The sequence below is a fragment of the Serratia sp. AS12 genome (genome assembly GCF_000214195.1).
Classification (GTDB): domain Bacteria; phylum Pseudomonadota; class Gammaproteobacteria; order Enterobacterales; family Enterobacteriaceae; genus Serratia; species Serratia plymuthica.
In genome coordinates this window covers 1,484,416-1,506,656 of sequence record NC_015566.1, presented here as the reverse complement: position 1 = coordinate 1,506,656, position 22,241 = coordinate 1,484,416, and the positions used below count along the sequence as shown (strand labels likewise).

Genomic DNA, 22,241 nt, shown 5'->3' with positions numbered 1-22,241 from the left:
TCCGACGTGTGGAAATCAGCGGGGCTCAGCCTGGCCAAGCCCCGGCAGTATTAACGGTCGCCTTTGGTCAGCTCACGCTTCATATCGATGATGTTCTGGTATTCCGCCAGAGTGGTGTCGCCGATGTGCTGTTTGCCGCCCATTGCCTTGATAAAGCACTGGTGATCGTCCTTATCCAGCTTTTTGATGGCGGTCACGACTTTGGCTTTGAAATCGGCCGGCAGCGAGTTGCTCACCAGGATTGGGCCATTCGGGATCAGCGGCGACTGCCAGATAATGCGGATCTGTTTCATCAGGTCCGGGTGATCCATGCGGATCATGCGGGTGAAAGCGCCGCTGGTGTAGCCGGTGTTGTAGTCGCCGATCATCGAAGCCCAGGTCACCGCACCTTCGAACTGGCCGTTCAGCACGCCGAGAATGTCCTGCTCATGACCACCGGAGAAGGTGACGCTGGAGAAGGCGTTGTTGTATTTGTTGTCCACCGTGCCGCCGAACAGTTTTTTGAACGCCTGATTCGGGATCAGGAAGCCGGAGGTGGAATCAGGATCGGCGAAACCGATAGCTTTGCCCTTAAGATCTTCCAGCTTTTTATACGGGCTACCGGCTTTGACCACCACCACAGAGTGGTAGCCGCGGGATTGGTCAACGTCATCGACTGCGATACCGACGATGTCCACCGCTTTCGGATCCTTGATGTACACCGAGGCGAACGACGATGGCGACATGCTCAGCACCAGATCGATCTTGCCGCCCAGCAGGCCCTGGATCACCCCCGAATAGTCGGAAGAGTTGCGCATCTTGGTGTCCACGTTCAGCTCTTTGTCCAGGAACTGCTTCACGCACTGATTATCGCCGATCTGCTGGGTGGCGTTTTGGCCACCGAGAATGCCCAGGTTCAGTTCTTTAGGTGCGTCTGCTGCGGCAGCATTAAATACCATCATCGCGCCGGCCATCAGGGTGGTCAGACTCAATACTTTTTTCATTACGGGTGCCTTGTGTGTGTAAAGGTAAAAGTGAATCAATGGATTTGATTGGCTTCTTCGCCATACAGCTGGTGCAGTATCCGTTCGTTCAGTTGCGACGGGTGCCCGTCAAACACGATTTTGCCCTGGGCGATGCCGATGACCCGGGTGCAATATTCTTTCACCAGTTCAACCGAGTGCAGGTTCACCATCACCGCGATGTCGTTTTCGCTGACTTTTTGCAGCGCATCCATAATGCGGCGGGTGTTTTTCGGATCGAGGGACGCTACCGGCTCGTCGGCCAGCAGAATTTTAGGGTTTTGCATCAGCGCACGGCAGATAGCCACCCGCTGCATTTGGCCACCCGACAGGTTTTCGGCGCGCTGCAGGGCGTGCGGCAGCATATTGAGCCATTGCAGCAGCTCGATGGCGCGCCCGCGATCGGCGTCGTCAAACAGTTTGAAGAAGGATTTCAGGGTAGAGGTGTGGCTCAGGCGGCCCAACAGTACGTTGGTCATCACGTCCAGCCGCGGCACCAGGCAGAAGTCCTGGAAGATCATGCCGCAGCGGGAACGCCACTGGCGCATCTGACGGGCGGAAAGTTGGGCGATATCCTGCGCCACGCCGTCATCTTCAAAATGCAGCATCTCGCCGCAGCTCGAAGGAATAGTGCCGTTCAGGGTATGCAGCAAGGTGGATTTGCCTGCGCCCGAGCGCCCAATCACCGCCACGAACTCGCCTGCGTGCAGATCGAAGTTGATGTCGTCCAGCACGCGCTGCTGGGATTTATAGGCTTTGCCCAAGCCTTTCACCGACAGCACCTTACGTGAGGAGATCGGTTGCTGCCCTGGAAAATCGGTTGGTGCAAGTTTTAACAGTGCCTGAGCCATATGATTTCTCTGGTTTCAGTGGCTAATCATTATGGGCACCTATTAACGAATAAATTTATGACAGCGGGATGATGGTTTTATGGCTGGGAAGTGACGTATGCCGCCCGCTCGCTATAAAGCATTGAGGGGCGACGTCGGGATTAATTGAAATGGATAACGCCTTTGATCAGCTGCTTATTATTAATCACCTGCTGTTCGTAATGTTCTGCCAGGGTGTCGAAATCAAAATGGTGGGAGAGCATCATCTGCGCGGTAATTTTCCCTGCCGCCATCAAACGCCCCACCTTGGCGAAATCCTCATGGGTCGCATTGCGGCTGCCCATCAGAGTGGTTTCTTTTTTATGGAACTCCGGATCGGAGAACTGAATATCGCCCTTGAACAGCCCGACGAAAACGATGCTGCCACCGTGACGGATCAGGTTCAGGCTATTATTCATCGCGTGCGGGTTGCCGGTGGCGTCAATCACCTTGGCCGCCAGCATGCCGCTGAACCGATCGCGCAGCGCCGCGTCAAATTGCTCATCCGCCGGGTCGAGCGTCGGTAGCCCCAGGGCCTTTTCAATATGCGCCCGCCGCTCGGCGCTGGTATCGGCGACCACCACCTGGGCGCCGTCGGCGCAGGCTATCGCCGCCACGCCCAGCCCGATCGGCCCGGCCCCCACCACCAGCAGGTGATCGTCCGGTGCTATTGCCGCCCGGCGCACCGCGTGGGCGCTGATGGCGAAGGGTTCAATCAGCGCCGCCGTTTCCGGCGGCAGGCCGTCCACCGCCAGCAGATTGCCGGCCGGCACGCTCAGGAACTCGCAGAAACCGCCATCCTGATGAACGCCAATCACCGAAATATTCTCGCAGCAGTTGGTTTTGCCGCTCTGGCAGGCCCCGCAGCGCCGGCAAGAAATATACGGCATTACCGTCACGCGCTGGCCCACCCGCCAGCCGCTGACATTATTGCCGATGCTGACAATCTCGCCGCATATTTCATGGCCCAATACGCGGGGATAACTAAAGAAAGGCTGATGACCGGACCAGGCGTGAATATCCGTTCCGCAAATGCCGACGGTCATTATTTTGATCACCGCCTCCTGGTCTGCGGGCAAAGGCACCGGGCGCTGTTGATAAACCAATTTCGTCGGCTGCTCACACACTAATGTTTTCATTGTCGTCATCATCTTTCCTCCAGTCAGGTGAGAAGGTTATTCAATAAAAACGCGGCGACCGGTTATGCCAGTGGACAGAACTGTGAGGCAGCACTAAATAAACCGATTTAAATTGGTTTTAAATGCATAAAAAACACCAGAGACAGCACATGAGCAGAACCCAGGCCCTGCGGCACAACGTGGTTAACCAGATGATCGACGGCATTAACGGCCGCCATCTTCGCTCGCCACTGCCTTCACAGGCGGCATTGGCCGAAATGTATAACATCAGCCGCACCACGGTACGCCACACGCTGGCCCACCTCGACCGGCGCGGGGTGTTGGAAAAGGTCGGTGATGACTATGTGATTGTACGGCCGCCGCAGGCAGAGGACGGCTTCGAGTGCGTGAACCCTTCGCTGGAAGACCAGGACAAGCAGTTCAAGAAAAGCTTCTATCAGATGATTAACCAAAAGCAGCTGCGCGCCGGCGACAGTTTCAGCGAGCTGCAACTGTCGCGCATCGCCAATGTCAGCCCGCTGGTGGTGCGGGAATTCCTGTTGCACTTCAGCCGTTATAACCTGATCGAAACCGTCAAGCGCGGTCAGTGGCGCATGAAAAAGTTTGATCAAAACTATGCCGAGCAGCTGTTTGAACTGCGCCAGATGCTGGAAACTCACGCCCTGTCGCGCTTTATCAACTTGCCCGCCGACGACGAACGCTGGTTGCAGGCCAAGGAACTGTTGAGCCGCCACCGCCAGCTGCGGGAAAGCATCAGCGACAGCTATCGCCTGTTCTCCCAGTTGGATCGCGACTTCCACGGGCTTATCCTTTCCGCCGCCAACAACCCGTTTTTCAACCAGTCGCTGGAGATCATTTCGGTGATTTTCCACTTCCATTACCAGTGGGATGAAACCGACCTGAAACAGCGCAATATCATTGCCATTGAAGAACATATGATCATCCTCAGTGCGTTGATCTGCCGCAATGACCAGGAAGCGATCAACGCGCTGCATCGCCACCTGGACACCGCCAAGCAATCGATGATCCGTTCCATCAATCAGGACGTCGCCTGATCGTTTTTTATCGATAAAAAACACCGAAGGCGGCATTTAAAACCGATAAAGAGCAGCAAAATAGTAACTGCCGCACGGAACCGCGACAAAAACGCATCGCTAAAATATCCCTCCATCTAGGCTTACTGCCGACCGCCTGCTAATGCACCACCCAGGGGAATACCCGGAATAATAAATATTATTAATGCGAAATTCTGGAGGCAAAGATGGAAAGAACCACCACCGTTGACAGCGGAAAAGAACAGATTGACCCTTATTCAGACCACATCATTCCGATGCCGCCAAACGGTCTGCTGGTACGTTCGGCGAGAATTAAAAAAATCCAGACCACCGCCATGCTGTTGCTGTTTTTCGCCGCCATCATCAACTTCCTTGACCGCAGTTCGCTGTCGGTCGCGAACTCCACCATCCGGGAGGAAATGGGCCTGAGCGGTACCGAAATCGGCCTGCTGCTTTCGGCGTTTTCATTGGCTTACGGCATCGCCCAACTGCCCTGCGGACTGCTGCTGGATCGCAAGGGCCCGCGCATTATGCTGGGGGTGGGAATGTTCGTCTGGTCGGTGTTCCAGACGCTGTCCGGTATGATCCACAATTTCACCCAGTTTATCTGGGTACGCATCGGGCTGGGGATCGGCGAAGCGCCGATGAACCCATGCGGCGTGAAGGTGATCAACGACTGGTTTAACATCAAACATCGCGGTATGCCGATGGGGATTTTCAACTCGGCGTCCACCATTGGCCTGGCGATCAGCCCGCCGATCCTCACCGCCATGATGCTGGCCTTCGGCTGGCGCGGGATGTTCATCACCATCGGCGTGCTGGGGATCGCGCTGTCGCTCGGGTGGTATATGCTGTATCGCAACCGCCAGGACATCGACCTGAGCGCCCAGGAACAGGCCTATCTAAATGCCGGCAGCGTCAGCGCGCGGCGCGAACCGATGAACTTCCGCGAGTGGCGCTCGTTATTCAGGAACCGCACCATGTGGGGCATGATGATCGGCTTTAGCGGCATCAACTACACCGCGTGGCTGTATCTGGCCTGGCTGCCGGGCTACCTGCAAACCACCTACCATCTGGATCTGAAAAGCACCGGGCTGATGAGCGCCATTCCGTTCCTGTTCGGCGCTGCCGGCATGCTGTCGAACGGCTTTGTCACCGATTTCCTGGTTCGCCGTGGCATGGCCCCGCTGAAAAGCCGCAAAATCTGCATCGTGGCCGGCATGTTGCTGTCCGCGTCCTTCACCGCCATTGTGCCGCAGGCCACCACCACCTACAGCGCCGTAGTCCTGATCGGCATGGCGCTGTTTTGCATCCACTTTGCCGGCACCTCCTGCTGGGGCTTGATCCACGTGGCGGTGACCTCGCGCATGACCGCCTCGGTCGGCAGCATTCAGAACTTCGCCAGCTTTATTTTCGCCTCGTTCGCCCCGGTGATCACCGGCTTTATCCTGGATACCACCCACTCCTTTAAACTGGCGCTTATCCTTTGCGCCTGCTTCACCGTCATCGGCGCGCTATCGTATCTGTTCGTGGTGAAACACCCGATTGTCGACAGCGCGGCCTGACCTGCGTCCTTGCAATGCCGCCGGTGCTGGCGGCATTGCAAGGCGCCTTCTAACAGGCTTTTTCTCCCGTCTAAAGTGTTTTGAGGTAGTCCTCAAATAGCTTCCCGCTCTCAGGCCTGAAATGTTGGCCTGTTCCCACCGCCAAAGTGATGTTATCTACCCGCAGATTACGAAAATCGGAGCGCTTTTCGCACCAGACCGTCAATAACCACACAGAGTCGAATACCGTCAAACCCAGCGGGCGGACTATCCGATCGCTCTCTCTTCCTTGCAGATCGACATAATTGATGTTCAGTTGAAGCTTCTTACGAATCGCCTGGCGGAGAAACGCGAGGTGTTTCATCGCTTTCTCACTTTCCTCCGTAGGCCGAGAGACGGCTCTGAGAGGGAGTCGTTTATAAATGTCTATTTTTTTGACATCGATGACTGAACCGATCTTTGCTGAAACCCGGGTTGCAGCTGCGGAAAGTACATCATCGCCCCGCGCCCCTATCAGCCGCATTCCGAGCATAATCGCGTCCAATTCGTCGGGGTCAAAATTAAGCGGCGGGAGGAAATACTCTTTTTCAAGCAAATAACCCAAACCCGATTCGCCACGCACGGGAGCCCCGATCGCCTGCAGCGTTGCCATGTCCCTGTAGATGGTTCTTACAGACACATCTAAAGCCTGAGCCAATACTTCAGCCGATACCGGGTGTACGCGACAGCGAAGATGCTCAAGTAAAGTGAAGAGCCGAATAGTTTTCATCACAAGAGCTTACATCACCCTGACAAAAACTGTCAGGGTGATGTCATAGGATCAAGACTTCATATCATCCTGATAACGGAGTTAATAATGACGACCCCTTGTTACGAAATAGTCACCTATAAGGTGAAAAACCCACAAGCTGCGGATTCGGCCAGAGCGCTTGCGCAGAGCCTGCTGAAACATTTTCCTGGATTTGTCGACTGGATTGCATTTTCAGGGAGGGATATGGCTGACGAACGCGTTGACCTCGTTGTCTGGAACAGCGCTGAAGAAGCCCTGGCGGCAGCAAAAGCCGTTGGCAATCAACCTGAATTCTCCAGTTTCAGATCTTCTGTCAGCAATTTGCACAGCATGGGGCACTATGCCGGACAGAGGGAGCAAACGCCGTCGTTGAAAACAGGTCATGGCATCGAAATAGGGAGATTTCGCTTGAAACCGGGTATTCACGAGAGCGACATGCGTAACGTTTATAATCGAATGGTAGAAAATCACCTTGCGCTACAGCCTGGATGGAAGAGCCAGCATCTGGTCAGTCTGGGCGATGGGGTATTTGTCGATCTCGCCTTTGCCGACGACCGGCAGCATGCAGAAGCGATTTGCGCATCCTGGCAGGGGCAGGCTGTCTGCGATGCCTTTTTGGACATGATTGAACCGGAGAGCATGGAGTTTGGTTCGTTATGCTAACCCCTGAAGAGGGGCAAACCGGTCTATCAAGATAAAGTAACGGACCTCTTGCAGCCGCATACCTAAACATATACGGCGGCAAGAGGCGGACAATCCTGGCCGGCAGCCATGAGAGCTTGAGTGAAATGCCATAAGCATTGGCAATCGCCCCTCTCTCACCACCGTACATATTTATGATTTCCCGGCAATCGTGCCCACAACCTCACGCCGATAGGCCGCCGCCTGTTCCGCGGCGATACGGCAAAACGCCTCGGTCAGTGGCGAGGGCGTTTGCCATGCCAGCGCCAGCGTATAAGGCACCGGGCTGCCCACACCGCTCAATTCACGGAATACCACGCCGGGGGATTTGAGCACAGCAAACAACGCAGGCATCAGCGCAATCCCTACTCCACCGGCCACCAACCCACCAATAGTCTGCATCTGCCGCGCCTCTTGCACGATGCGCGGGCTGAATCCCGCCACCGCACAGGCTTGCAGGATTGCCGCGTGCATGCCCGGCCCGTAATGCGCCGGAAACAGCAGCCACGGCTGATCGGCCAGATCGCGCAGCGTCACTTGCTGTTGTGACGCCAACGGGTGGTGATCCGGCAGCGCCAGCACCATACGATCAAACAAGAAAGGCTGGATCTGCAAACCTTCCTGCGGGGCCACCGGCAGCACCACCATGCCGATATCGGCGCGATCGTCGCGCAGGGCGATCAGTTGCTCGGCGGTCGTCGCTTCCTGCAGGTGAAACTCCGCCAGCGGATGCTCGAGGCGAAACTGCCGCAGGATCCCCGGCAACAGGGCGTTCACCGTGCTGTCGACAAAGGTCAGCCGCAGTGATTCAGTCAGGCCACGCGCCGCACGTCGGGTATTGCCCAGAGTGCGTTCGAACTGGGCCAGGGTACGCCGCGCCTCGATCAAAAACACCTGCCCGGCTTCGGTAATGCGCGTGATGCGGTTGCCACGCTCCAGCAACGACACCCCCAGCTCCTGCTCAATTTTTCTGATGGCGGCAGTGAGCGGCGGCTGCGCCATATGCAGGCGCTCGGCGGCGCGGTGAAAGCTCATCTCTTCGGCCACGGCAATAAACTGCCTAAGTTGGCGTAGCTCAATCACGTGATACCTTTTTCATATTTTAAAAGTATAAATAGAGTATTGGATGTATCGATACCAAAAGCCAATACTTTTCCTGACCGCCGGGCCCACGTCATTCCGGGGTGGCCGGCGCTGAATGAGGATCGGTTATGACGCAACGTACAGCAATTATCACCGGCGGCTCCAGCGGCATTGGGCTGGCCATCGCCCAGCAATTGGCGCAACAGGATTACCGCATCGCCATCGTGGCGCGTGACCCCCAGCGTCTGCAGCAGGCCGCCCGGCTAATTGGCCCAGGCACCCGGCACTATGCGGCGGACCTGAGCCGCCGAGGTGAGGTGGAAGACGTGGTCGCACGGCTGGCAGAAGAGCTCGGTACGGTAGAGGTACTGGTCAACAACGCCGGTTTTACCCGAGTGATTGCGGCCGACACGCCGCTGGCACAGGCCGAACGCGAATGGGATACGGTGATCGACGGTAACCTGAAAAGTACCTTCTTGTTCACCCTGGCGATGCTGCCGCACCTGCGTAAACCGGGCGGACGCATCATTAACCTGAGTTCGATTGCTGCCCAATGCGGCAGCGGCAGCCCAGGTGCGCTGGGCTATTCCGCCGCCAAAGCTGGCGTGCAGGGCTTTACCCTCAACCTGGCGCGCGAGCTGGGTCCGCAGGGGATCACCGTTAACGCCATTGCACCGGGTTTTATCGCGGATACGCGCTTCTTCGGCGCCGGGCTGCCGCAGCATCGCATTGATGCCATTGCGGCAGAAACGCCGCTGGCGCGCACAGGTCGGGTAGAAGATATTGCCGCCGCCGCATTGTGGCTCGCCTCGGAACAGGCTTCATTTATTACCGGCACCATCACCTCGATTAACGGCGGCACACGGGTCGGCTGAAAAAGCCTGGTGCGGTGATGTATAAAGCGGAAGTAAAAGAAAATGCACGGCCCGGAACGCAGATTCCGGGCCTGTTTTTATCTGGCAATCAGAAGAGGATCTCTGCCGCCGGCAGCGCGTCGATCAGTACGCCGAAGCTCCCGATATTCGACAGCGTGGCGTTGTGATGGGCACGAATTTGCAGACCCGTCGCGTGCGGTTTGTCGTGGCTGGTGTGGGCATCCGCCGCCAGCGTGACCGGGTAGCCAAGCCCGGCGGCGCGGCGGGTGGTGGTGTCCACGCAGAACTCGGTGGAATAGCCGCAAATCACCAGGTGCGTTACGCCGTTGGCGATCAGCAGCGGCCCCAGCCCGGTGCGCAGGAACGAATCCGGCGTGGTTTTTTCCACCCGGTGATCGCCGGCTTTCACCTGCAATGCGGGGTCAATCTGCCAGGCATCGCTGCCGTGCGCCAACGCTTCGTCAGCCGTGAGATGCTGGATAAAAATCACCGGTACACCGGCCAGGCGGGCGCGGTCGCTCAGTGCGTTAATCCGGCCAAGCGTCGCTTCGGCATCCGCCGGCGGTGGCGTAAACAACCCTTTTTGCACATCGATAATCAACAACGCTGACTTCATGATTGATCCCCTGAGAAAAATTCCCTCTCAGCATACCGGTTGGCGTGGGCGGAAGATATGGTCAACGCCCTGCTCGCGCAGCTTGTTCACCAGATCGTGGCCGCCGTTCGGCGTGGCGTGCGCCAGCAGACGCTCGGCTTCAAATACCGGGCTGGCCCAGAAAATGTTCACCGGATCGCCATACTGCTCCGGCAGCGTCAGATGGTCGTTGTAGGGATAAAACGCCGAGGACAGTACGTAGCCTTCATAACCCAGCGGCGCCACCTCCGACTCCAGCGTATGCCCTTCGCCAAACCAGGTGATTTTCGCCCAAGGGACGTGCGCGAACCCGGCCAGCGCGCTGGCCATCTGCACCGCGTTCTCTTCGGTCATGTACTGGCCGTCGATGGCGATGCCCATTTCCATGCGGCGATAACGGCTGGCATCGTCGTTAAACAGAATTTCTACCCACGGCATCGGCCGAATGCTGACCCCCATGGTGAGAAAATAATAAATGCCGTCGCGTTCGTGCTGGGTAATCGCCATCGGCGGCCATTTGCCTTGATCGATGGCGTAGTATTTTACCGAAGGGCCAAAATGCTGCTCATAACGCGCCTGATAATCGCTCTGCATTTTGGGCCACGGGTTGCCCTCCTCGCGCTGCCAACTGCGCCAGAACTGGCGGGTGTTTTCCGCCAACGCATACTGGGTATTGGTGGAGGCCGAACCGAGCGGATAAACCAGCGGGCTCTCTTTGATGCAACTGGCGGAATAACACACCGAATGGTCGATATACAGGCTCCAGCCGGGGATCACCGCCAGCAGTTGGCCGTAGTACCACAGCGCCGCGCCGTCGTCGCTTTCGCTCCAGACCACCGTCAACCCATCCGGATTCAGCGGTGCTTCCCCTTCCAGATTGCGGCAAAACTCGGCCGCCAGCATGGGAGGTTGGCCCCGTTCAAGCGCGGCGCGATCTTCCTGCAAGGGCGCAGCCGCCAGATTACGCAACCAGCAGGCGCGCACCTGAAAACGCTCGCCGTTTTCTTCCGCAGGGTAAATGTAAAAATAGGCTGCCCGGTGATCTTGCTGAACCACCGCCACCAGCGTCTGATTCTCATTACTGACTTCAGCAAGTACGTATGACTCGTTCATATCACCTCAACAATGGGTCACGGCGCAGAATAATGCTGCGCACTAATAAATTGGAATTCGGCTTTTCCCAAGTGTAAAGCGCATCCGTGGCCGGATCACCCGTAAAAGTCTCAAAAATGACCATAAACAGGGATAAAACATTGGGTTATTGGTAATAACTATAGTGCTTATGGCGGCAGGGGCTTACGCCGGTTTGTTAATTCGCCGTACGGCGCGCTGATAGGACCCGTTGCGCATCGAGGCGCGCAGCACCTTACCGACGCCGCCTACGCCCGCTCTCACCAGGCGCCGCCGCAGCGCGCCGGGATAAAAATCAAACTGCTGCTGCGCCCAGGTGGGCAGCAGATCAATACCCGCCTGCATCACCAGCCAACCAAAGGGCCGTGCCAATGCGCTCGGCGCCGGGGCGGCCAGCAGAATGCGCGCCACTTCACGCGTGCGTTCATCGCACACCAGTTGCGGCCGCATCCGTTGCAGATAGTCGGCCACCGCCGCGCAGGAAGTGGGAATATCGCGCGCACCCAGAGCGGCGGCAACGCGGGCCGTCTCCTGGTAATAGCGATCTTGCAGTTCGGGGGAAAGATGCGGGTTGCGGTAGCGCAGGTGGCTCGCCAGGAAACAACTGCTTTCCACCACGTGCACCCAAGTGAGCAGATCGGGATCGCTGGCGGCATAGGGCCTGCCGTCGTTGCTGACACCGGTGACCTGCAAATGAATAGCCCGCACCTTGGCGATCAGCCGTTCGGCTTCTGCGGTGGGGCCAAAGGTAGTGACGGAGACAAACTGGCTGGTGCGACGCAGGCGGCCAAGCATGTCTTCGCGAAAATTGGAGTGATCCCACACCCCGGCCAACGCCAGCGGGTGCAGCATTTGCAGCAGCAAGGCGCTGACGCCGCCACACAGCATTGAGGTGAAATCGCAGTGTACCCGCCAGATGACCGACTGCGGACCAAACAGGCCAGGGTCACCCGCCGGGTTTTCGAAATCTATGCCGCCGAGCGCCAGCCCGGTCAGGCCGATCACCTGTTTTTCTATCGCTGCGCGTAGTGCTTCCATCCTGCCTGGCCCCTTTATTATCCGGTGACCAGTGTATCACGCGGCGGTTTTAGTCCTGCTCGTTGAGCAAAACAATCTTGCCGGCAAAGCTGCGATCCTCAAGCCGGCGATGGGCAGCCGCGCCTTCACTCAGCGGGAAAGTCTCGATATGCGGCAGAGTAAATTCACCGTTCTGCCAACTGGCGAACAGCCGTTCTGCCCGCTCGCGGCGCGCCTCGCCGCTATTGAGGTAGGTCCAGAGATCGCCACCCACGACACCTTTGGAATCCATCATCAGGTGATAAGCCGAGATCGCCGGTGCCTCACCCCCCGCCATGCCGAAAGTCACCACCCGGCCGCCGGGGCGCAACGCGTCAATGCTTTGCTGCAGCGTGATGCCAACCGAATCAAAACCGTACTCGACACCGCCGTCGGTCAACGCGGCGATTTGCGCCACCCAGTCCTGCTGGTAGGTAAAGGCCGCCGTCGCGCCATTCTTAAGTGCAATCTGCTGCTTGTGCGCCGAAGACACCAACGCATAAACCTGCGCGCCACGCGCCACCAGCATCCGGGTCAATATTTGCCCGACGCCGCCGGCCGCCGCATGCACCAACGCACGATCGCCCGCCCGCACCTGCACGCTATCGTTAATCAAGTACTGCGCCGTCAGCCCCTGCAACAAAATCGAGGCGGCCTCGACGTCACTCAGCGCCTGCGGCAGACGCAGCGCATGGTCCACCGGCACGTTGATGCGTGTAGCATGGCAGAAAGGCACGTCGGCAAAGCCAACCCGCTCTCCCATCTGCCAACCGTCAACGCCCTCGCCCACGGCGATAATGGTGCCAACGCCTTCGTAACCGCCGATATGCGGCGGCTTGCCGTGCAGCACATAATTGCCCTTGCGGCGGTAGATATCGGCGAAGTTAAGCCCGGCGGCTCCCATCCGTACCTGCACCGCGCCTGCCGGTACCGGTGGTGTCGGCAGCTCAAGGTATTCGAGCACATCTGGCCCGCCAAATCGTTCAAACGTTAATGCCTGCATGGTGTTACTCCGGGAATTTTTCGCCAATAACGCACTGACGGTCGTTAGCATCCAGTATCCCAGAGCGCTATACTGCCGAAAAGTGGCCCACAGGGCATTCAGAAAACACCAAAGGTTTATAATGGATCGTTTAACCAGTATGGCGGTGTTTGTGCGGGTGGTGGAAAAAGGCAGCTTTGTCGCCGCCGCCGACGAAATGGCGATTTCCCCCACGATGGTCGGCAAGCATATTCGCTATCTGGAGCAGCGGCTGAACGCGCCGTTGCTGAACCGTACCACCCGCAGGCAAGGGTTGACCGAGGCCGGTCGGGTCTTCTATGAACGCTGCCGCCGCCTGCTGGCCGATGCCGACGCCGCCGAAGCCAGCGCAAGGGCGCTGTTAAGCTCGCCCAGCGGGCTGTTGCGCATCAGCGCGCCGGTCACCTTCGGTAACCGCGTTTTGACGCCGATCCTTACCGAATTCCTGCAACAACACCCGGACGTAGAAGCGGAGGTGGTGCTGTCGGACCGCAAGGTGGATTTGATTGAAGAAAGATACGAAGCCGCGTTTCGCATCGGGCCGGTCGCGGATGACGGCCTGGTGGCGCGCACCCTGCCCGATTACCGCATGACGCTGGCGGCCTCTCCCGGCTATCTGGCGCAGCATGGCGCCCCAACGCGGCCGGAACAGCTCAGCGAGCACAGTTGCTTTGGCTTTAGTCAGTGGGACGGCAATCATTTTTGGCGGCTGCAAGGCGCTCAGGGGGAAATCAGCGTGCCGGTCAGGCCACGGCTGCGGATGGACTCCGGCGAAGGGGTGCGCCGTGCGGCGCTGGCCGGTTTCGGCATTGCGCTGCATGCCGCTATGCTGCTGGATGAGGATATCGCCGCCGGCCGACTGGTGCGCGTGCTAACGGACTATTCGCCGCTGTCGCGGCCGATGCATCTGGTCTATCTGCCCGAACGGCGGCAATCGCCCAAGCTGGAAGCCTTTATCGCCCTGACCGTCGCCAGATTGTGGGGGCGCGCATAAATGCGCAATCTGGCGGTTGAAACGGACACCGCACTGAATTACATTTTCTGTCCGACTCACTGCAGAGGCGTTTTTGCAGGGCGTTAACCCACGTTAATTCGGCATTAACCCCACAAAACCTCTATCTAATTTTTGTTTTTCTTCAACTTAGATAGCAGAGACTTCGATGATTACCATCAGATCACGCGCGGCGGAAGACAACGCGCAACTGGCAGATATTTGGCAGCGTTCGGTGCGCGCCACCCACCACTTTCTGACCGAAGATAACATTACCCAACTGTTCCCGCTGGTGCTGAACGATTACCTGCCGACGGTCAACGTTTGGGTGGAGGAAGATCGCCCCGGTAACCCTTGCGGCTTTATCGGGCTGAGCGGCAACAAGGTGGAAATGCTGTTTATCGACGCGGAACAGCGCGGCAAAGGGGTCGGCAGAGCGCTGCTGGCGCATGCTGAAACGCTGCACGATGAGCTATTGCTGGACGTTAATGAGCAAAATCCGCAGGCCAGCGGATTTTACCGGCACTACGGTTTTGAAATCACCGGCCGTTCCGCGCTCGACGGCCAAGGCAATCCCTTCCCGCTGCTTCATATGAAGCTCGACAAGCGTTAAATAAAACAAATCGACCGAGGTTTACCTTGGTCGATTTTTTTGTCATCACTTCCTCTCATGATTTGATATACCGAATCAGAATAACTAATAGATTTTACATTCTTCCTGTCACTATAAACCCCCGGTAGGATTGGCCCGTATTCACCAGAAACAGACGTTCCGCCTGTCTTTACCCCCAGAAGCCGACCCCTGTCCGGCGTTATACGCTCCGGGCGGAATGCTGTGATGTATTGATAAGGATTGGCTGCTCTATGATCGTTCTTTCGAACGTTTGCAAAACTTTTGACAGCGCGCAGGGCCGCGTTGTCGCGGTTGATGATGTCAACCTGACCGTGGAGGCCGGGCAAATCTACGGCATCATCGGCTACAGCGGTGCCGGTAAAAGCACCCTGATCCGCCTGCTTAACGGGTTGGAAACCCCCACCAGCGGCAGTATTGAAGTCGATGGTTTCGATATCGCCCGCGCCAAAGGCCAGCAACTGCGCCAGGCGCGGCTGAAAATCAGCATGGTGTTTCAGCACTTCAACCTGCTGTGGTCACGCACCGTCAGCCAAAATATCGCCTTCTCCATGCAAATCGCCGGCGTGCCCAAGGCGCAAATTAAACAACGGGTGGCGGAGCTGGTCGCGCTGGTTGGCCTGCAGGGCCGCGAGGATGCCTATCCTTCGCAGCTCAGCGGCGGGCAGAAACAGCGCGTCGGCATTGCCCGCGCGTTGGCCAACAACCCTGGCGTGCTGTTGTGCGATGAAGCCACCTCGGCGCTCGATCCTCAGACCACCGATTCGATTCTCGAGCTGCTGCTGGATATCAACCGTAAGCTGAACCTGACCATTGTGCTGATCACCCATGAAATGCACGTGGTACGCAAAATCTGCCACCGCGTAGCGGTGATGGAAAACGGCCGCATCGTCGAGGAAGGCCCGGTGATCGATGTCTTTACCCAGCCGCAGCAGCCGATTACCCGGCAGTTCGTTAAACAGGTTTCGCAGTATCAGGAAACCGAAGAGAGCTTCAATCCGTTGCTGGCTCAACATCTGCCTGGGGCCATTTTCAAGCTGACCTTTGTCGGCATGCAAACCCATCAGGCGGTGATTTCCGATGTGATCCAGCGCTACCGGGTGACCATCAACATCCTGCACGGCAAAATCAGCCACACCCTTAACGGGTCGTTCGGCGAACTGTATATCCATGCAGAAGGCAACGACCTGCAAATCGACAACATGCTGAAATTATTGAAAGAACGAGATATCGCCGTTGAGGTCATCAAACATGATTGAGTCACTGTTCCCTCACCTGCGTATTGATCAGTTACTGAGCGCCACCTGGGAAACCCTGTATATGACCGGCATCGCCGGGCTGGCAACGCTGGTGCTGGGCATTTTGTTGGGAGTGATTCTGTTTCTGACCTCCCGGGGTCAGCTGTTGCAAAACCGCACGGTCTATTCGCTGATTTCGGTGCTGGTCAACGTGTTCCGCTCCATACCCTTCATCATTCTGATCGTGCTGCTGATCCCGTTCACCAAGGCGCTGATCGGCACTATTTTGGGGGCCGATGCCGCCCTGCCGGCGCTGATTGTCGGTGCTGCGCCTTTCTATGCCCGGTTGGTGGAGATTGGTCTGCGCGAGGTGGACAAAGGCGTGATTGAAGCGGCGCGCTCGATGGGCGCCAAAACCGGCACCATTATCTTCCGCGTGCTGCTGCCGGAGTCTTCTCCGGCGCTGGTTTCCGGCATTACCGTTACCCTGATCGCACTGGTGAGCTACACCGCGATGGCCGGGGTGATCGGTGCCGGCGGGCTGGGTAACCTGGCCTATCTGGAAGGGTTTCAACGCAACCACGGTGACGTGACACTGGTGGCGACGCTGACGATTTTATTGATCGTTTTCGTTATCCAGTTCATTGGCGACACCATTACAACAACGCTCGATAAACGATAAATAACTCAGGAATAATGATGATGAAAAAGCAAATGATGATGCTGGCCTTCGCCTCTCTGACCGCGTTGGCGTCCTTTGGTGCGGCGGCGGAAACCAAGCTGGTGGTCGGCGCGTCCAACGTGCCGCATGCCGAGATCCTCGAGCAGGCAAAACCGATTCTGGCAAAGGAAGGCATCGATCTGGTGATCAAGCCTTTCCAGGATTACATTCTGCCGAACACGGCGCTGGCCAGCCACGATATTGACGCCAACTATTTCCAGCACGTGCCGTATCTGAATTCAGTATTGAAGGACCATGCCGGCGATAAGACCTATGACTTCGTCAGCGCCGGCGCCATCCATATCGAGCCGATCGGTATTTATTCCAAGAAGTATAAAAGCCTGAAAGACCTGCCGGACAACGGCAAAATCATCATGCGTGACGCGGTGGCGGAAGAAGGCCGCATTCTGTCCATCTTTGAGAAAGAAGGCGTGATTAAGCTGAAGCCGGGCGTGAGCAAGGTGGATGCGCGCATCACCGACGTGGTGGAAAACCCGAAACACCTGAAATTCCTGGCTAACGTTGAAGGCGCGCTGCTGCCGCAGATGTACAACAATGATGAGGGTGACGCGGTAGTGATTAACGCCAACTACGCCATTGACGCCGGACTGAACCCGACGAAGGATCCGATCGCTATCGAAAGCGGTGAAAATAACCCGTATGCCAACATCATCACCGTGCATAAGGCCGACGTGAACAAGCCGGAGATTGTGGCGCTGGTAAAAGTGTTGCACTCCAAGGCAATTCAGGACTTTATCCGCGAAAAATACAAAGGCGCGGTGATCCCGGTTAACCAGTAATTCAGATCAAGGCCGCAGCGATGCGGCCTTATCCTGACGCCTTCCCTAGACCTTATTCCCCACCTGGCTGAGACGCGGCCAAACCAGCATCAGCGCATCCAGCAGACGCAATAAATCCTCACGGCTTGCCCCTTCGCGCGCCTGCACCGACATGCCTTCAATGGTGCAAATAATGTACTTCGCCAGTAACCCGGTGTCGGTTTTTGCCAGCAACTCGCCCTGCTGCACTTTACGGTCGAAGCAGGCCTTCAGGCTGGTTTCCTGCGAATGGTGTTTTTTACGCAGCATCATGGCAACTTCGTCAGAAGAAGATGACAGCGCAGCGGACGCACACACCATAAAGCAACCGGATGGCGTGTCCGGATCGGTAAACACCTGCGCTGAAGAGCGGACGTAAGCTTCTACGATTTCCGCAATCGGCAGGTCCTGCTCCAACAGTTGATTGGTGCAGGTGGTGTATTTTTGCAGGTAACGTTCCACCGCAGCGCGGAACAGCCCTTCCTTGTTGCCGAACTCGGCGTACAGCGTTGGCGCCTTGGCACCGGTCACCTCAACCAGATCGGCCAGCGACGTGGACTCATAACCGTGCCGCCAGAACAGATCGAGTGCGCTTTCCAACGCACGGTCGCGATCAAACTGCTTCGGTCTGCCACGCGTTTTTTTGGCGCAGACTTCTTCATTGATACTCATAGACCCTCTCTTATCCCACCCCGCAGCAGGGCTTCACAATTAAATTAACGATCATTATAAAAAAATATTGCGCTCCCGTCGAGAAGGGATTAACATTTAGTTATCGATCGTTAAGTAATCTTGACGACAGACATTGAAAACCCAATTTATGCTTCTCGGATAGGAACTAATATCATGAAAAATTTAAAAATTACTCTTGCTGCTCTCACTCTGGCCTCTGCTTCCTTCGGGAGCTTCGCTGCCGATCTGGTTAACAGCCAACCGACCGATCAGCAAAAATCCGGTGTGATCACCGTCAGTGGCGCTTCCGATATTACCTCACTGGAAGCCAGTTTGGCGGAAAAAGCGGACGCAGCCGGTGCGAAATCATTCCGCATCATCGGCGCCGGTGGTGACAACCAGCTGCATGGAACCGCAGTAATCTATCAATAACAATAAGTTAATCGTTATCCGCGGGACCAGTAACGACCATTGCTTCCCCCGCGGACGACGATGAAAAAACAAATTAATTAACGAACGTTAAAAAATACTTGCAATACGCCGAACCGGCGTCTAACATTAAATTATCGATCGTTAATTAATTTAACGACCTTACCAAACAAACATCGTACAGAATAGAGATAGGAAATAAGACCATGAAAAACCTGAAAATGACCCTCGCCGCCATCGCACTGGCTTCTGTTTCTTTCGGCAGCTTCGCCGCCGAACTGGTTAATAGTCAACCGGCAGAACTGCAAAAAACCGGCGTGATCACCGTCAGCGGGGCTTCCGACCTGACCAGCCTGGAAAACAAACTGGCTGCCAAAGCGGATGAAGCCGGCGCCAAATCCTTCCAGATCATCTCAACCGCCGGTGACAACAAACTGCACGGTACTGCGATCATCTACAATTAATGGCTGAATCAGCCGTTGAGCAAAGAGGCGGCTTATGCCGCCTTTTGTTTTATTCCTGACCCGTCCTGAATAGCGTTGACACGTTTTCGACTTAAATCCGGAGAACGTGATAATGGCTGAGTTTAAACGCACACAACGTGACTATCCTTTGTCTTTTAAAATTGCTGTTGTTGAGCAAGTTGAAAAAGGCGAAATGACCTACAAACAGGCTCAACTGCGCTATGGTATTCAGGGACGTTCGACCGTTCTGACCTGGTTGCGCAAGCATGGCCACCTTAACTGGGCCCCAGGTCTTCCCTCTCTCTCCAGCCGGGAGTTGCCCATGAGCCAACCGCCTGCCCCTTTAACTCCTGAGCAAAGGATCAGGGAACTTGAAGAACAGCTTGAGCTGGTCACCCAGAAAGCGGAGTTCCTTGATGCTGTCGTTAACGTGCTGAAAAATGACTATGGGATCAGTGTTATAAAAAAGCGGCCAGGCAAGTCCTCACGCAAAAACAGACCCAAAAAATAACCATTACCCGGGTCTGCCAGTTCCTGGGACACAGCCGACAGGCCTGGTATCAGCACAATACACGGCTTAGTAAGCAGCGGGCTCGTGATGTCCGGATCGTCGATTTCGTTAAAACGATAAGAGTACGTCAGGCGCGTATCGGGACCCGCAAGTTGCATTATCTGCTGAATAAACAATTAGATGATGGATTGCATTTCGGACGTGACCGGTTGTTCTCCCTGCTGAAGGAGCGCAGACTGCTGGTGCCAGTCAGACGGGCGTACCATAAAACAACGGACAGCCATCACCGTTTTCGGCGACATCCCAATTTATTAAAAACGGGGCCGGAACAGGTGGTGGTAAGGCGACCAGAACAGGTATGGGTAGCGGATATTACCTACCTTCCAACCCGGAATGGCATGGTCTATCTGAGCCTGATAACGGATGCCTGTTCAAGGAAAATAATGGGCCATCATGTGCACAGCGATCTGCGTACTGACAATGTCGTGCAGGCCCTAAAACAGGCTTTAAAGCAGAGAAAAACGACTCAGCCGCTGATCCATCACTCGGACCGAGGAATACAATATTGTTCAGCAAGTTACCAGGCAGTCCATGAAAGATACGGGCTAATCTGCTCAATGACAGATGGCTATGACTGCTATCAGAATGCATTGGCGGAAAGGGTGAACGGGATACTGAAGACGGAGTTTTTGCTATCACGCCCGGCAGATCTGGAGCAGGCAAGAAAGATGGTGAGGGAATCGATAGAAATTTACAACAGAGAGCGGCCTCACCAGTCGCTAAAATACAAAACGCCCGATGCAGTGCATCAGGCGTTTTACAGGCATAAAAGTGTCAACCTATGCCAGGACTAGTCATCCCCGCCAAAAATCTGTTGTAAGCTGTGGTTTCCTCCTACCGCTAACCTGACAAACGCCATGACTCCTCTGCTGTTCCATAAATATCACGGGCTGGGTAATGATTACCTGGTGTGCCACCATTCGGTCGCTGCGCGGCTGAGCAACGAGCAAATCCGCATACTGTGTCATCCCCATTACGGCATAGGTTCAGACGGCTTGCTGATCGACAGCGGCGACAGCATCAATCCCAGGCTACGCATCATTAACCCGGACGGCTCGGAAGCCGAGAAAAGCGGTAACGGCCTGCGCATTTATGCCCGTTACCTGTTTGATCTCGGCCGCGTCGGTCACCTGCCGTTTCTGGTACACACCGCCGGTGGCGACGTGCAGTGCCAGGTCGATGAAGATAAACACCAGGTCCGCGTGGATATGGGGCGTGCCAATTTCAATCCGGCAGCGCTGCCGGCGCTGATCGACTTGCCCGAAGTGCTCAACTATCCGCTGGCGCTGGCGGAGGAAACCCTCAGCGTATCGCTGGTATCGATGGGTAACCCGCACTGCGTGGTGCCGGTGACTCGGCTTGATCTGGCGCAAGTCCACCGGTTGGGGCCACAGATAGAAAATCACCCGCTGTTTCCCAAACGAACCAACGTGCAACTGGTGGAAGTGATAGATCGCCAGACGCTGCGTATCGGTATTTGGGAGCGTGGCGCCGGTTTTACCCTGGCCTCCGGCAGCAGCAGCTGCGCGGCCGCCAGCGTCATGCGCAAGCTGAATCGGGTCGATGACAACGTCAGCGTTCAGATGCCGGGCGGCCAGTTGCAGATTAGCTTCAGCGGGGATTTTCACGTCCGCATGCGCGGGTCGGTGCATAAAATCGCCAGTCTGACGTTGGACGAAGACTGCTTTATTGGCGGTGAAGGCGCCCTGCGTCAGGGTGAGAAACGCTAATATTCAAAAAGGTAGTCAGCGAATAAAAATGAGTTAATCGGACAATGTGCGCAGCCGGTACCTACGCATCAAATGCCGCCGCGCACAGAGTTAAAATCTCACTTATAAAAAATCATAAAAATAAAAAACCAGCAAATTAAAGTCATACAAATAATCATTCGGCATGAAAGCACTCAATACCATCCGAAAAACGTGAAATAACCTATAACCACGATCAATCCATTGTATTTAAATGATTTACTATCCATCAAATACGCCCCATTGTGACGCTAACAGGTTGTATTTTGTCGCTTATTCATGGCAGGATTACGCCGTTCAAGGGTTGCAGCCTGTATTCGCGCCTATTTGAACGGTTGGCGCAGGGTGCATCAACCTGTCGCCGTTTTATAATCATGGAGAGATTATTTCCAATGAAAACAACCTTCACTCTTTGTTCCGTAGCGCTTGCCGCCAGCTTGCTGGCAGGGTGCGCGACGGAATCCTCCCGTTCTTTGGAAGTGCCAAAAGTGGCTTCCTACAACACCACCTATCAAGGCCAGCGCAGCCCCATCGCCGTCGGCAAATTTGATAACCGCTCCAGCTACATGAACGGCATTTTCTCTGACGGTGTCGATCGCTTGGGCAACCAGTCCAAAACCATCCTGATCACCCATTTGCAGCAAACTGGCCGCTTCAACGTGCTGGACCGCGCCAATATGGATGAGCTGAAAACCGAGGCCGGCATTAAGGGCAAAGCGCAAACGCTCAAAGGCGCCAACTACGTAATTACCGGTGATGTGACTGAATTTGGCCGCAAGGAAGTCGGCGATCACCAACTGTGGGGTATTCTGGGTCGAGGTAAGTCGCAGGTGGCTTACGCCAAGGTGAACCTGAATGTGGTTAACGTCCAAACCTCAGAAGTGGTGTATTCCAGCCAGGGCGCAGGCGAATACGAATTGTCCAACCGTGAAATCATCGGCTTTGGCGGCACCGCCAGCTACGATTCTACCCTGAACGGCAAAGTGTTGGATCTCGCGGTACGCGAGGCGGTAAACAATCTGGTTGCCGGGATCGAAAGTGGCGCATGGCGCCCTGCTAACTAACGGAATAGAAGCAGC

Annotated in this window: 24 protein-coding genes; 14 read left to right on the top strand and 10 right to left on the bottom strand. The window is 56.0% G+C overall.

What is annotated here, in order from left to right:
• Window positions 1–50: 50 nt before the first annotated feature.
• From phnD to SERAS12_RS07040, 3 genes are all read right to left on the bottom strand, one after another.
• Entirely contained in the window at window positions 51–983 is a 933-nt protein-coding gene (gene phnD / locus SERAS12_RS07050; protein ID WP_006324262.1) for a phosphonate ABC transporter substrate-binding protein, read from the bottom strand.
• 35 nt (window positions 984–1,018) lie between these two features.
• On the bottom strand, window positions 1,019–1,852 hold the full coding sequence (phnC, locus tag SERAS12_RS07045) for a phosphonate ABC transporter ATP-binding protein (protein ID WP_004942097.1): 834 nt from the start codon (window positions 1,850–1,852) through the stop codon (window positions 1,019–1,021).
• A 140-nt stretch (window positions 1,853–1,992) separates the two neighbouring features.
• On the bottom strand, window positions 1,993–3,018 hold the full coding sequence (locus SERAS12_RS07040; protein ID WP_041416548.1) for a zinc-binding alcohol dehydrogenase family protein: 1,026 nt from the start codon (window positions 3,016–3,018) through the stop codon (window positions 1,993–1,995).
• Window positions 3,019–3,158: 140 nt separating this feature from the next.
• Here SERAS12_RS07040 and SERAS12_RS07035 point away from each other — a divergent pair, with 140 nt between their 5' ends.
• Entirely contained in the window at window positions 3,159–4,064 is a 906-nt protein-coding gene (locus SERAS12_RS07035) for a GntR family transcriptional regulator (protein ID WP_013812052.1), read from the top strand.
• 206 nt (window positions 4,065–4,270) lie between these two features.
• Window positions 4,271–5,629, top strand: a complete 1,359-nt coding sequence (locus SERAS12_RS07030) for an MFS transporter (protein WP_013812051.1) — start codon at window positions 4,271–4,273, stop codon at window positions 5,627–5,629.
• 70 nt (window positions 5,630–5,699) lie between these two features.
• Here SERAS12_RS07030 and SERAS12_RS07025 read toward each other — a convergent pair whose 3' ends face one another.
• Window positions 5,700–6,377, bottom strand: a complete 678-nt coding sequence (locus tag SERAS12_RS07025) for a YafY family protein (protein WP_174270203.1) — start codon at window positions 6,375–6,377, stop codon at window positions 5,700–5,702.
• 87 nt (window positions 6,378–6,464) lie between these two features.
• On the opposite strand from SERAS12_RS07025, the gene SERAS12_RS07020 reads away from it, so the two are divergent.
• Window positions 6,465–7,061 (top strand): hypothetical protein, encoded by a 597-nt coding sequence (locus SERAS12_RS07020; RefSeq protein ID WP_013812049.1) that lies wholly within the window; start codon window positions 6,465–6,467, stop codon window positions 7,059–7,061.
• Between the two features lie 171 nt (window positions 7,062–7,232).
• Here SERAS12_RS07020 and SERAS12_RS07015 read toward each other — a convergent pair whose 3' ends face one another.
• Entirely contained in the window at window positions 7,233–8,162 is a 930-nt protein-coding gene (locus SERAS12_RS07015) for a LysR family transcriptional regulator (RefSeq protein ID WP_013812048.1), read from the bottom strand.
• A 128-nt stretch (window positions 8,163–8,290) separates the two neighbouring features.
• On the opposite strand from SERAS12_RS07015, the gene SERAS12_RS07010 reads away from it, so the two are divergent.
• Window positions 8,291–9,037: an SDR family NAD(P)-dependent oxidoreductase gene (locus tag SERAS12_RS07010; protein WP_013812047.1), complete on the top strand. Its 747-nt coding sequence runs from the start codon at window positions 8,291–8,293 to the stop codon at window positions 9,035–9,037.
• Window positions 9,038–9,125: 88 nt separating this feature from the next.
• On the opposite strand, the gene SERAS12_RS07005 is transcribed toward SERAS12_RS07010, so the two are convergent.
• The 4 genes from SERAS12_RS07005 to SERAS12_RS06990 all read right to left on the bottom strand — a co-directional run bounded on the left by SERAS12_RS07005 (window position 9,126) and on the right by SERAS12_RS06990 (window position 12,861).
• Window positions 9,126–9,653, bottom strand: a complete 528-nt coding sequence (locus SERAS12_RS07005; RefSeq protein WP_013812046.1) for a cysteine hydrolase family protein — start codon at window positions 9,651–9,653, stop codon at window positions 9,126–9,128.
• 27 nt (window positions 9,654–9,680) lie between these two features.
• Entirely contained in the window at window positions 9,681–10,784 is a 1,104-nt protein-coding gene (locus tag SERAS12_RS07000) for a suppressor of fused domain protein (protein ID WP_013812045.1), read from the bottom strand.
• A 183-nt stretch (window positions 10,785–10,967) separates the two neighbouring features.
• The gene (locus SERAS12_RS06995) at window positions 10,968–11,840 is read right to left on the bottom strand and encodes an oxygenase MpaB family protein (protein ID WP_013812044.1); all 873 of its coding nucleotides are present in this window, start codon (window positions 11,838–11,840) and stop codon (window positions 10,968–10,970) included.
• 49 nt (window positions 11,841–11,889) lie between these two features.
• The gene (locus tag SERAS12_RS06990) at window positions 11,890–12,861 is read right to left on the bottom strand and encodes a quinone oxidoreductase (protein ID WP_013812043.1); all 972 of its coding nucleotides are present in this window, start codon (window positions 12,859–12,861) and stop codon (window positions 11,890–11,892) included.
• 121 nt (window positions 12,862–12,982) lie between these two features.
• On the opposite strand from SERAS12_RS06990, the gene SERAS12_RS06985 reads away from it, so the two are divergent.
• The 5 genes from SERAS12_RS06985 (at window position 12,983) to SERAS12_RS06965 (ending at window position 17,260) form a co-directional block, all read left to right on the top strand.
• Window positions 12,983–13,873: a LysR family transcriptional regulator gene (locus SERAS12_RS06985; protein ID WP_013812042.1), complete on the top strand. Its 891-nt coding sequence runs from the start codon at window positions 12,983–12,985 to the stop codon at window positions 13,871–13,873.
• Between the two features lie 166 nt (window positions 13,874–14,039).
• Window positions 14,040–14,483 carry an acetyltransferase gene (locus SERAS12_RS06980; RefSeq protein ID WP_013812041.1) on the top strand — a complete coding sequence of 148 codons (444 nt, stop codon included), beginning with the start codon at window positions 14,040–14,042 and terminating at the stop codon, window positions 14,481–14,483.
• Between the two features lie 251 nt (window positions 14,484–14,734).
• On the top strand, window positions 14,735–15,760 hold the full coding sequence (locus SERAS12_RS06975; RefSeq protein WP_013812040.1) for a methionine ABC transporter ATP-binding protein: 1,026 nt from the start codon (window positions 14,735–14,737) through the stop codon (window positions 15,758–15,760).
• Entirely contained in the window at window positions 15,753–16,421 is a 669-nt protein-coding gene (locus SERAS12_RS06970) for a methionine ABC transporter permease (RefSeq protein ID WP_013812039.1), read from the top strand. The genes SERAS12_RS06975 and SERAS12_RS06970 overlap by 8 nt, the downstream gene beginning before the upstream one ends.
• A 17-nt stretch (window positions 16,422–16,438) precedes the next feature.
• On the top strand, window positions 16,439–17,260 hold the full coding sequence (locus tag SERAS12_RS06965) for a MetQ/NlpA family ABC transporter substrate-binding protein (RefSeq protein ID WP_013812038.1): 822 nt from the start codon (window positions 16,439–16,441) through the stop codon (window positions 17,258–17,260).
• A 45-nt stretch (window positions 17,261–17,305) separates the two neighbouring features.
• On the opposite strand, the gene SERAS12_RS06960 is transcribed toward SERAS12_RS06965, so the two are convergent.
• Window positions 17,306–17,950 (bottom strand): TetR/AcrR family transcriptional regulator, encoded by a 645-nt coding sequence (locus SERAS12_RS06960; RefSeq protein WP_013812037.1) that lies wholly within the window; start codon window positions 17,948–17,950, stop codon window positions 17,306–17,308.
• A 174-nt stretch (window positions 17,951–18,124) separates the two neighbouring features.
• Between SERAS12_RS06960 and SERAS12_RS06955 the strand changes: the two genes are divergently transcribed.
• From SERAS12_RS06955 to SERAS12_RS06930, 5 genes are all read left to right on the top strand, one after another.
• Entirely contained in the window at window positions 18,125–18,382 is a 258-nt protein-coding gene (locus SERAS12_RS06955) for a YdgH/BhsA/McbA-like domain containing protein (protein ID WP_013812036.1), read from the top strand.
• Between the two features lie 203 nt (window positions 18,383–18,585).
• Entirely contained in the window at window positions 18,586–18,843 is a 258-nt protein-coding gene (locus SERAS12_RS06950) for a YdgH/BhsA/McbA-like domain containing protein (RefSeq protein WP_013812035.1), read from the top strand.
• Window positions 18,844–18,952: 109 nt separating this feature from the next.
• Window positions 18,953–20,208, top strand: a protein-coding gene (locus SERAS12_RS06940; protein WP_148259212.1) for an IS3 family transposase whose coding sequence is annotated in 2 segments (ribosomal slippage) — window positions 18,953–19,304 and window positions 19,304–20,208 — 1,257 coding nt in all. Because the reading frame shifts where the segments join, the coding sequence is not laid out codon by codon here.
• Between the two features lie 63 nt (window positions 20,209–20,271).
• On the top strand, window positions 20,272–21,144 hold the full coding sequence (dapF, locus tag SERAS12_RS06935; RefSeq protein ID WP_013812033.1) for a diaminopimelate epimerase: 873 nt from the start codon (window positions 20,272–20,274) through the stop codon (window positions 21,142–21,144).
• Between the two features lie 410 nt (window positions 21,145–21,554).
• The gene (locus SERAS12_RS06930) at window positions 21,555–22,226 is read left to right on the top strand and encodes a CsgG/HfaB family protein (protein ID WP_013812032.1); all 672 of its coding nucleotides are present in this window, start codon (window positions 21,555–21,557) and stop codon (window positions 22,224–22,226) included.
• Window positions 22,227–22,241 lie beyond the last annotated feature (15 nt).

Excerpts from the sequence above, each read along its gene's own strand:
- SERAS12_RS07000 (WP_013812045.1), bottom strand. The coding sequence starts at position 10,784 with ATGAACGAGTCATACGTACTTGCTGAAGTCAGTAATGAGAATCAGACG.
- phnC (WP_004942097.1), bottom strand. The coding sequence starts at position 1,852 with ATGGCTCAGGCACTGTTAAAACTTGCACCAACCGATTTTCCAGGGCAG.
- SERAS12_RS07010 (WP_013812047.1), top strand. The coding sequence starts at position 8,291 with ATGACGCAACGTACAGCAATTATCACCGGCGGCTCCAGCGGCATTGGG.
- SERAS12_RS06980 (WP_013812041.1), top strand. The coding sequence starts at position 14,040 with ATGATTACCATCAGATCACGCGCGGCGGAAGACAACGCGCAACTGGCA.
- SERAS12_RS07035 (WP_013812052.1), top strand. The coding sequence starts at position 3,159 with ATGAGCAGAACCCAGGCCCTGCGGCACAACGTGGTTAACCAGATGATC.
- SERAS12_RS06990 (WP_013812043.1), bottom strand. The coding sequence starts at position 12,861 with ATGCAGGCATTAACGTTTGAACGATTTGGCGGGCCAGATGTGCTCGAA.
- SERAS12_RS06975 (WP_013812040.1), top strand. The coding sequence starts at position 14,735 with ATGATCGTTCTTTCGAACGTTTGCAAAACTTTTGACAGCGCGCAGGGC.
- SERAS12_RS06965 (WP_013812038.1), top strand. The coding sequence starts at position 16,439 with ATGATGAAAAAGCAAATGATGATGCTGGCCTTCGCCTCTCTGACCGCG.
- dapF (WP_013812033.1), top strand. The coding sequence starts at position 20,272 with ATGACTCCTCTGCTGTTCCATAAATATCACGGGCTGGGTAATGATTAC.
- SERAS12_RS06930 (WP_013812032.1), top strand. The coding sequence starts at position 21,555 with ATGAAAACAACCTTCACTCTTTGTTCCGTAGCGCTTGCCGCCAGCTTG.
- SERAS12_RS07020 (WP_013812049.1), top strand. The coding sequence starts at position 6,465 with ATGACGACCCCTTGTTACGAAATAGTCACCTATAAGGTGAAAAACCCA.
- SERAS12_RS07040 (WP_041416548.1), bottom strand. The coding sequence starts at position 3,018 with ATGACGACAATGAAAACATTAGTGTGTGAGCAGCCGACGAAATTGGTT.
- SERAS12_RS06995 (WP_013812044.1), bottom strand. The coding sequence starts at position 11,840 with ATGGAAGCACTACGCGCAGCGATAGAAAAACAGGTGATCGGCCTGACC.
- SERAS12_RS07005 (WP_013812046.1), bottom strand. The coding sequence starts at position 9,653 with ATGAAGTCAGCGTTGTTGATTATCGATGTGCAAAAAGGGTTGTTTACG.
- SERAS12_RS06950 (WP_013812035.1), top strand. The coding sequence starts at position 18,586 with ATGAAAAACCTGAAAATGACCCTCGCCGCCATCGCACTGGCTTCTGTT.
- SERAS12_RS06960 (WP_013812037.1), bottom strand. The coding sequence starts at position 17,950 with ATGAGTATCAATGAAGAAGTCTGCGCCAAAAAAACGCGTGGCAGACCG.
- SERAS12_RS07030 (WP_013812051.1), top strand. The coding sequence starts at position 4,271 with ATGGAAAGAACCACCACCGTTGACAGCGGAAAAGAACAGATTGACCCT.
- phnD (WP_006324262.1), bottom strand. The coding sequence starts at position 983 with ATGAAAAAAGTATTGAGTCTGACCACCCTGATGGCCGGCGCGATGATG.
- SERAS12_RS06955 (WP_013812036.1), top strand. The coding sequence starts at position 18,125 with ATGAAAAATTTAAAAATTACTCTTGCTGCTCTCACTCTGGCCTCTGCT.
- SERAS12_RS07025 (WP_174270203.1), bottom strand. The coding sequence starts at position 6,377 with ATGAAAACTATTCGGCTCTTCACTTTACTTGAGCATCTTCGCTGTCGC.
- SERAS12_RS06985 (WP_013812042.1), top strand. The coding sequence starts at position 12,983 with ATGGATCGTTTAACCAGTATGGCGGTGTTTGTGCGGGTGGTGGAAAAA.
- SERAS12_RS06970 (WP_013812039.1), top strand. The coding sequence starts at position 15,753 with ATGATTGAGTCACTGTTCCCTCACCTGCGTATTGATCAGTTACTGAGC.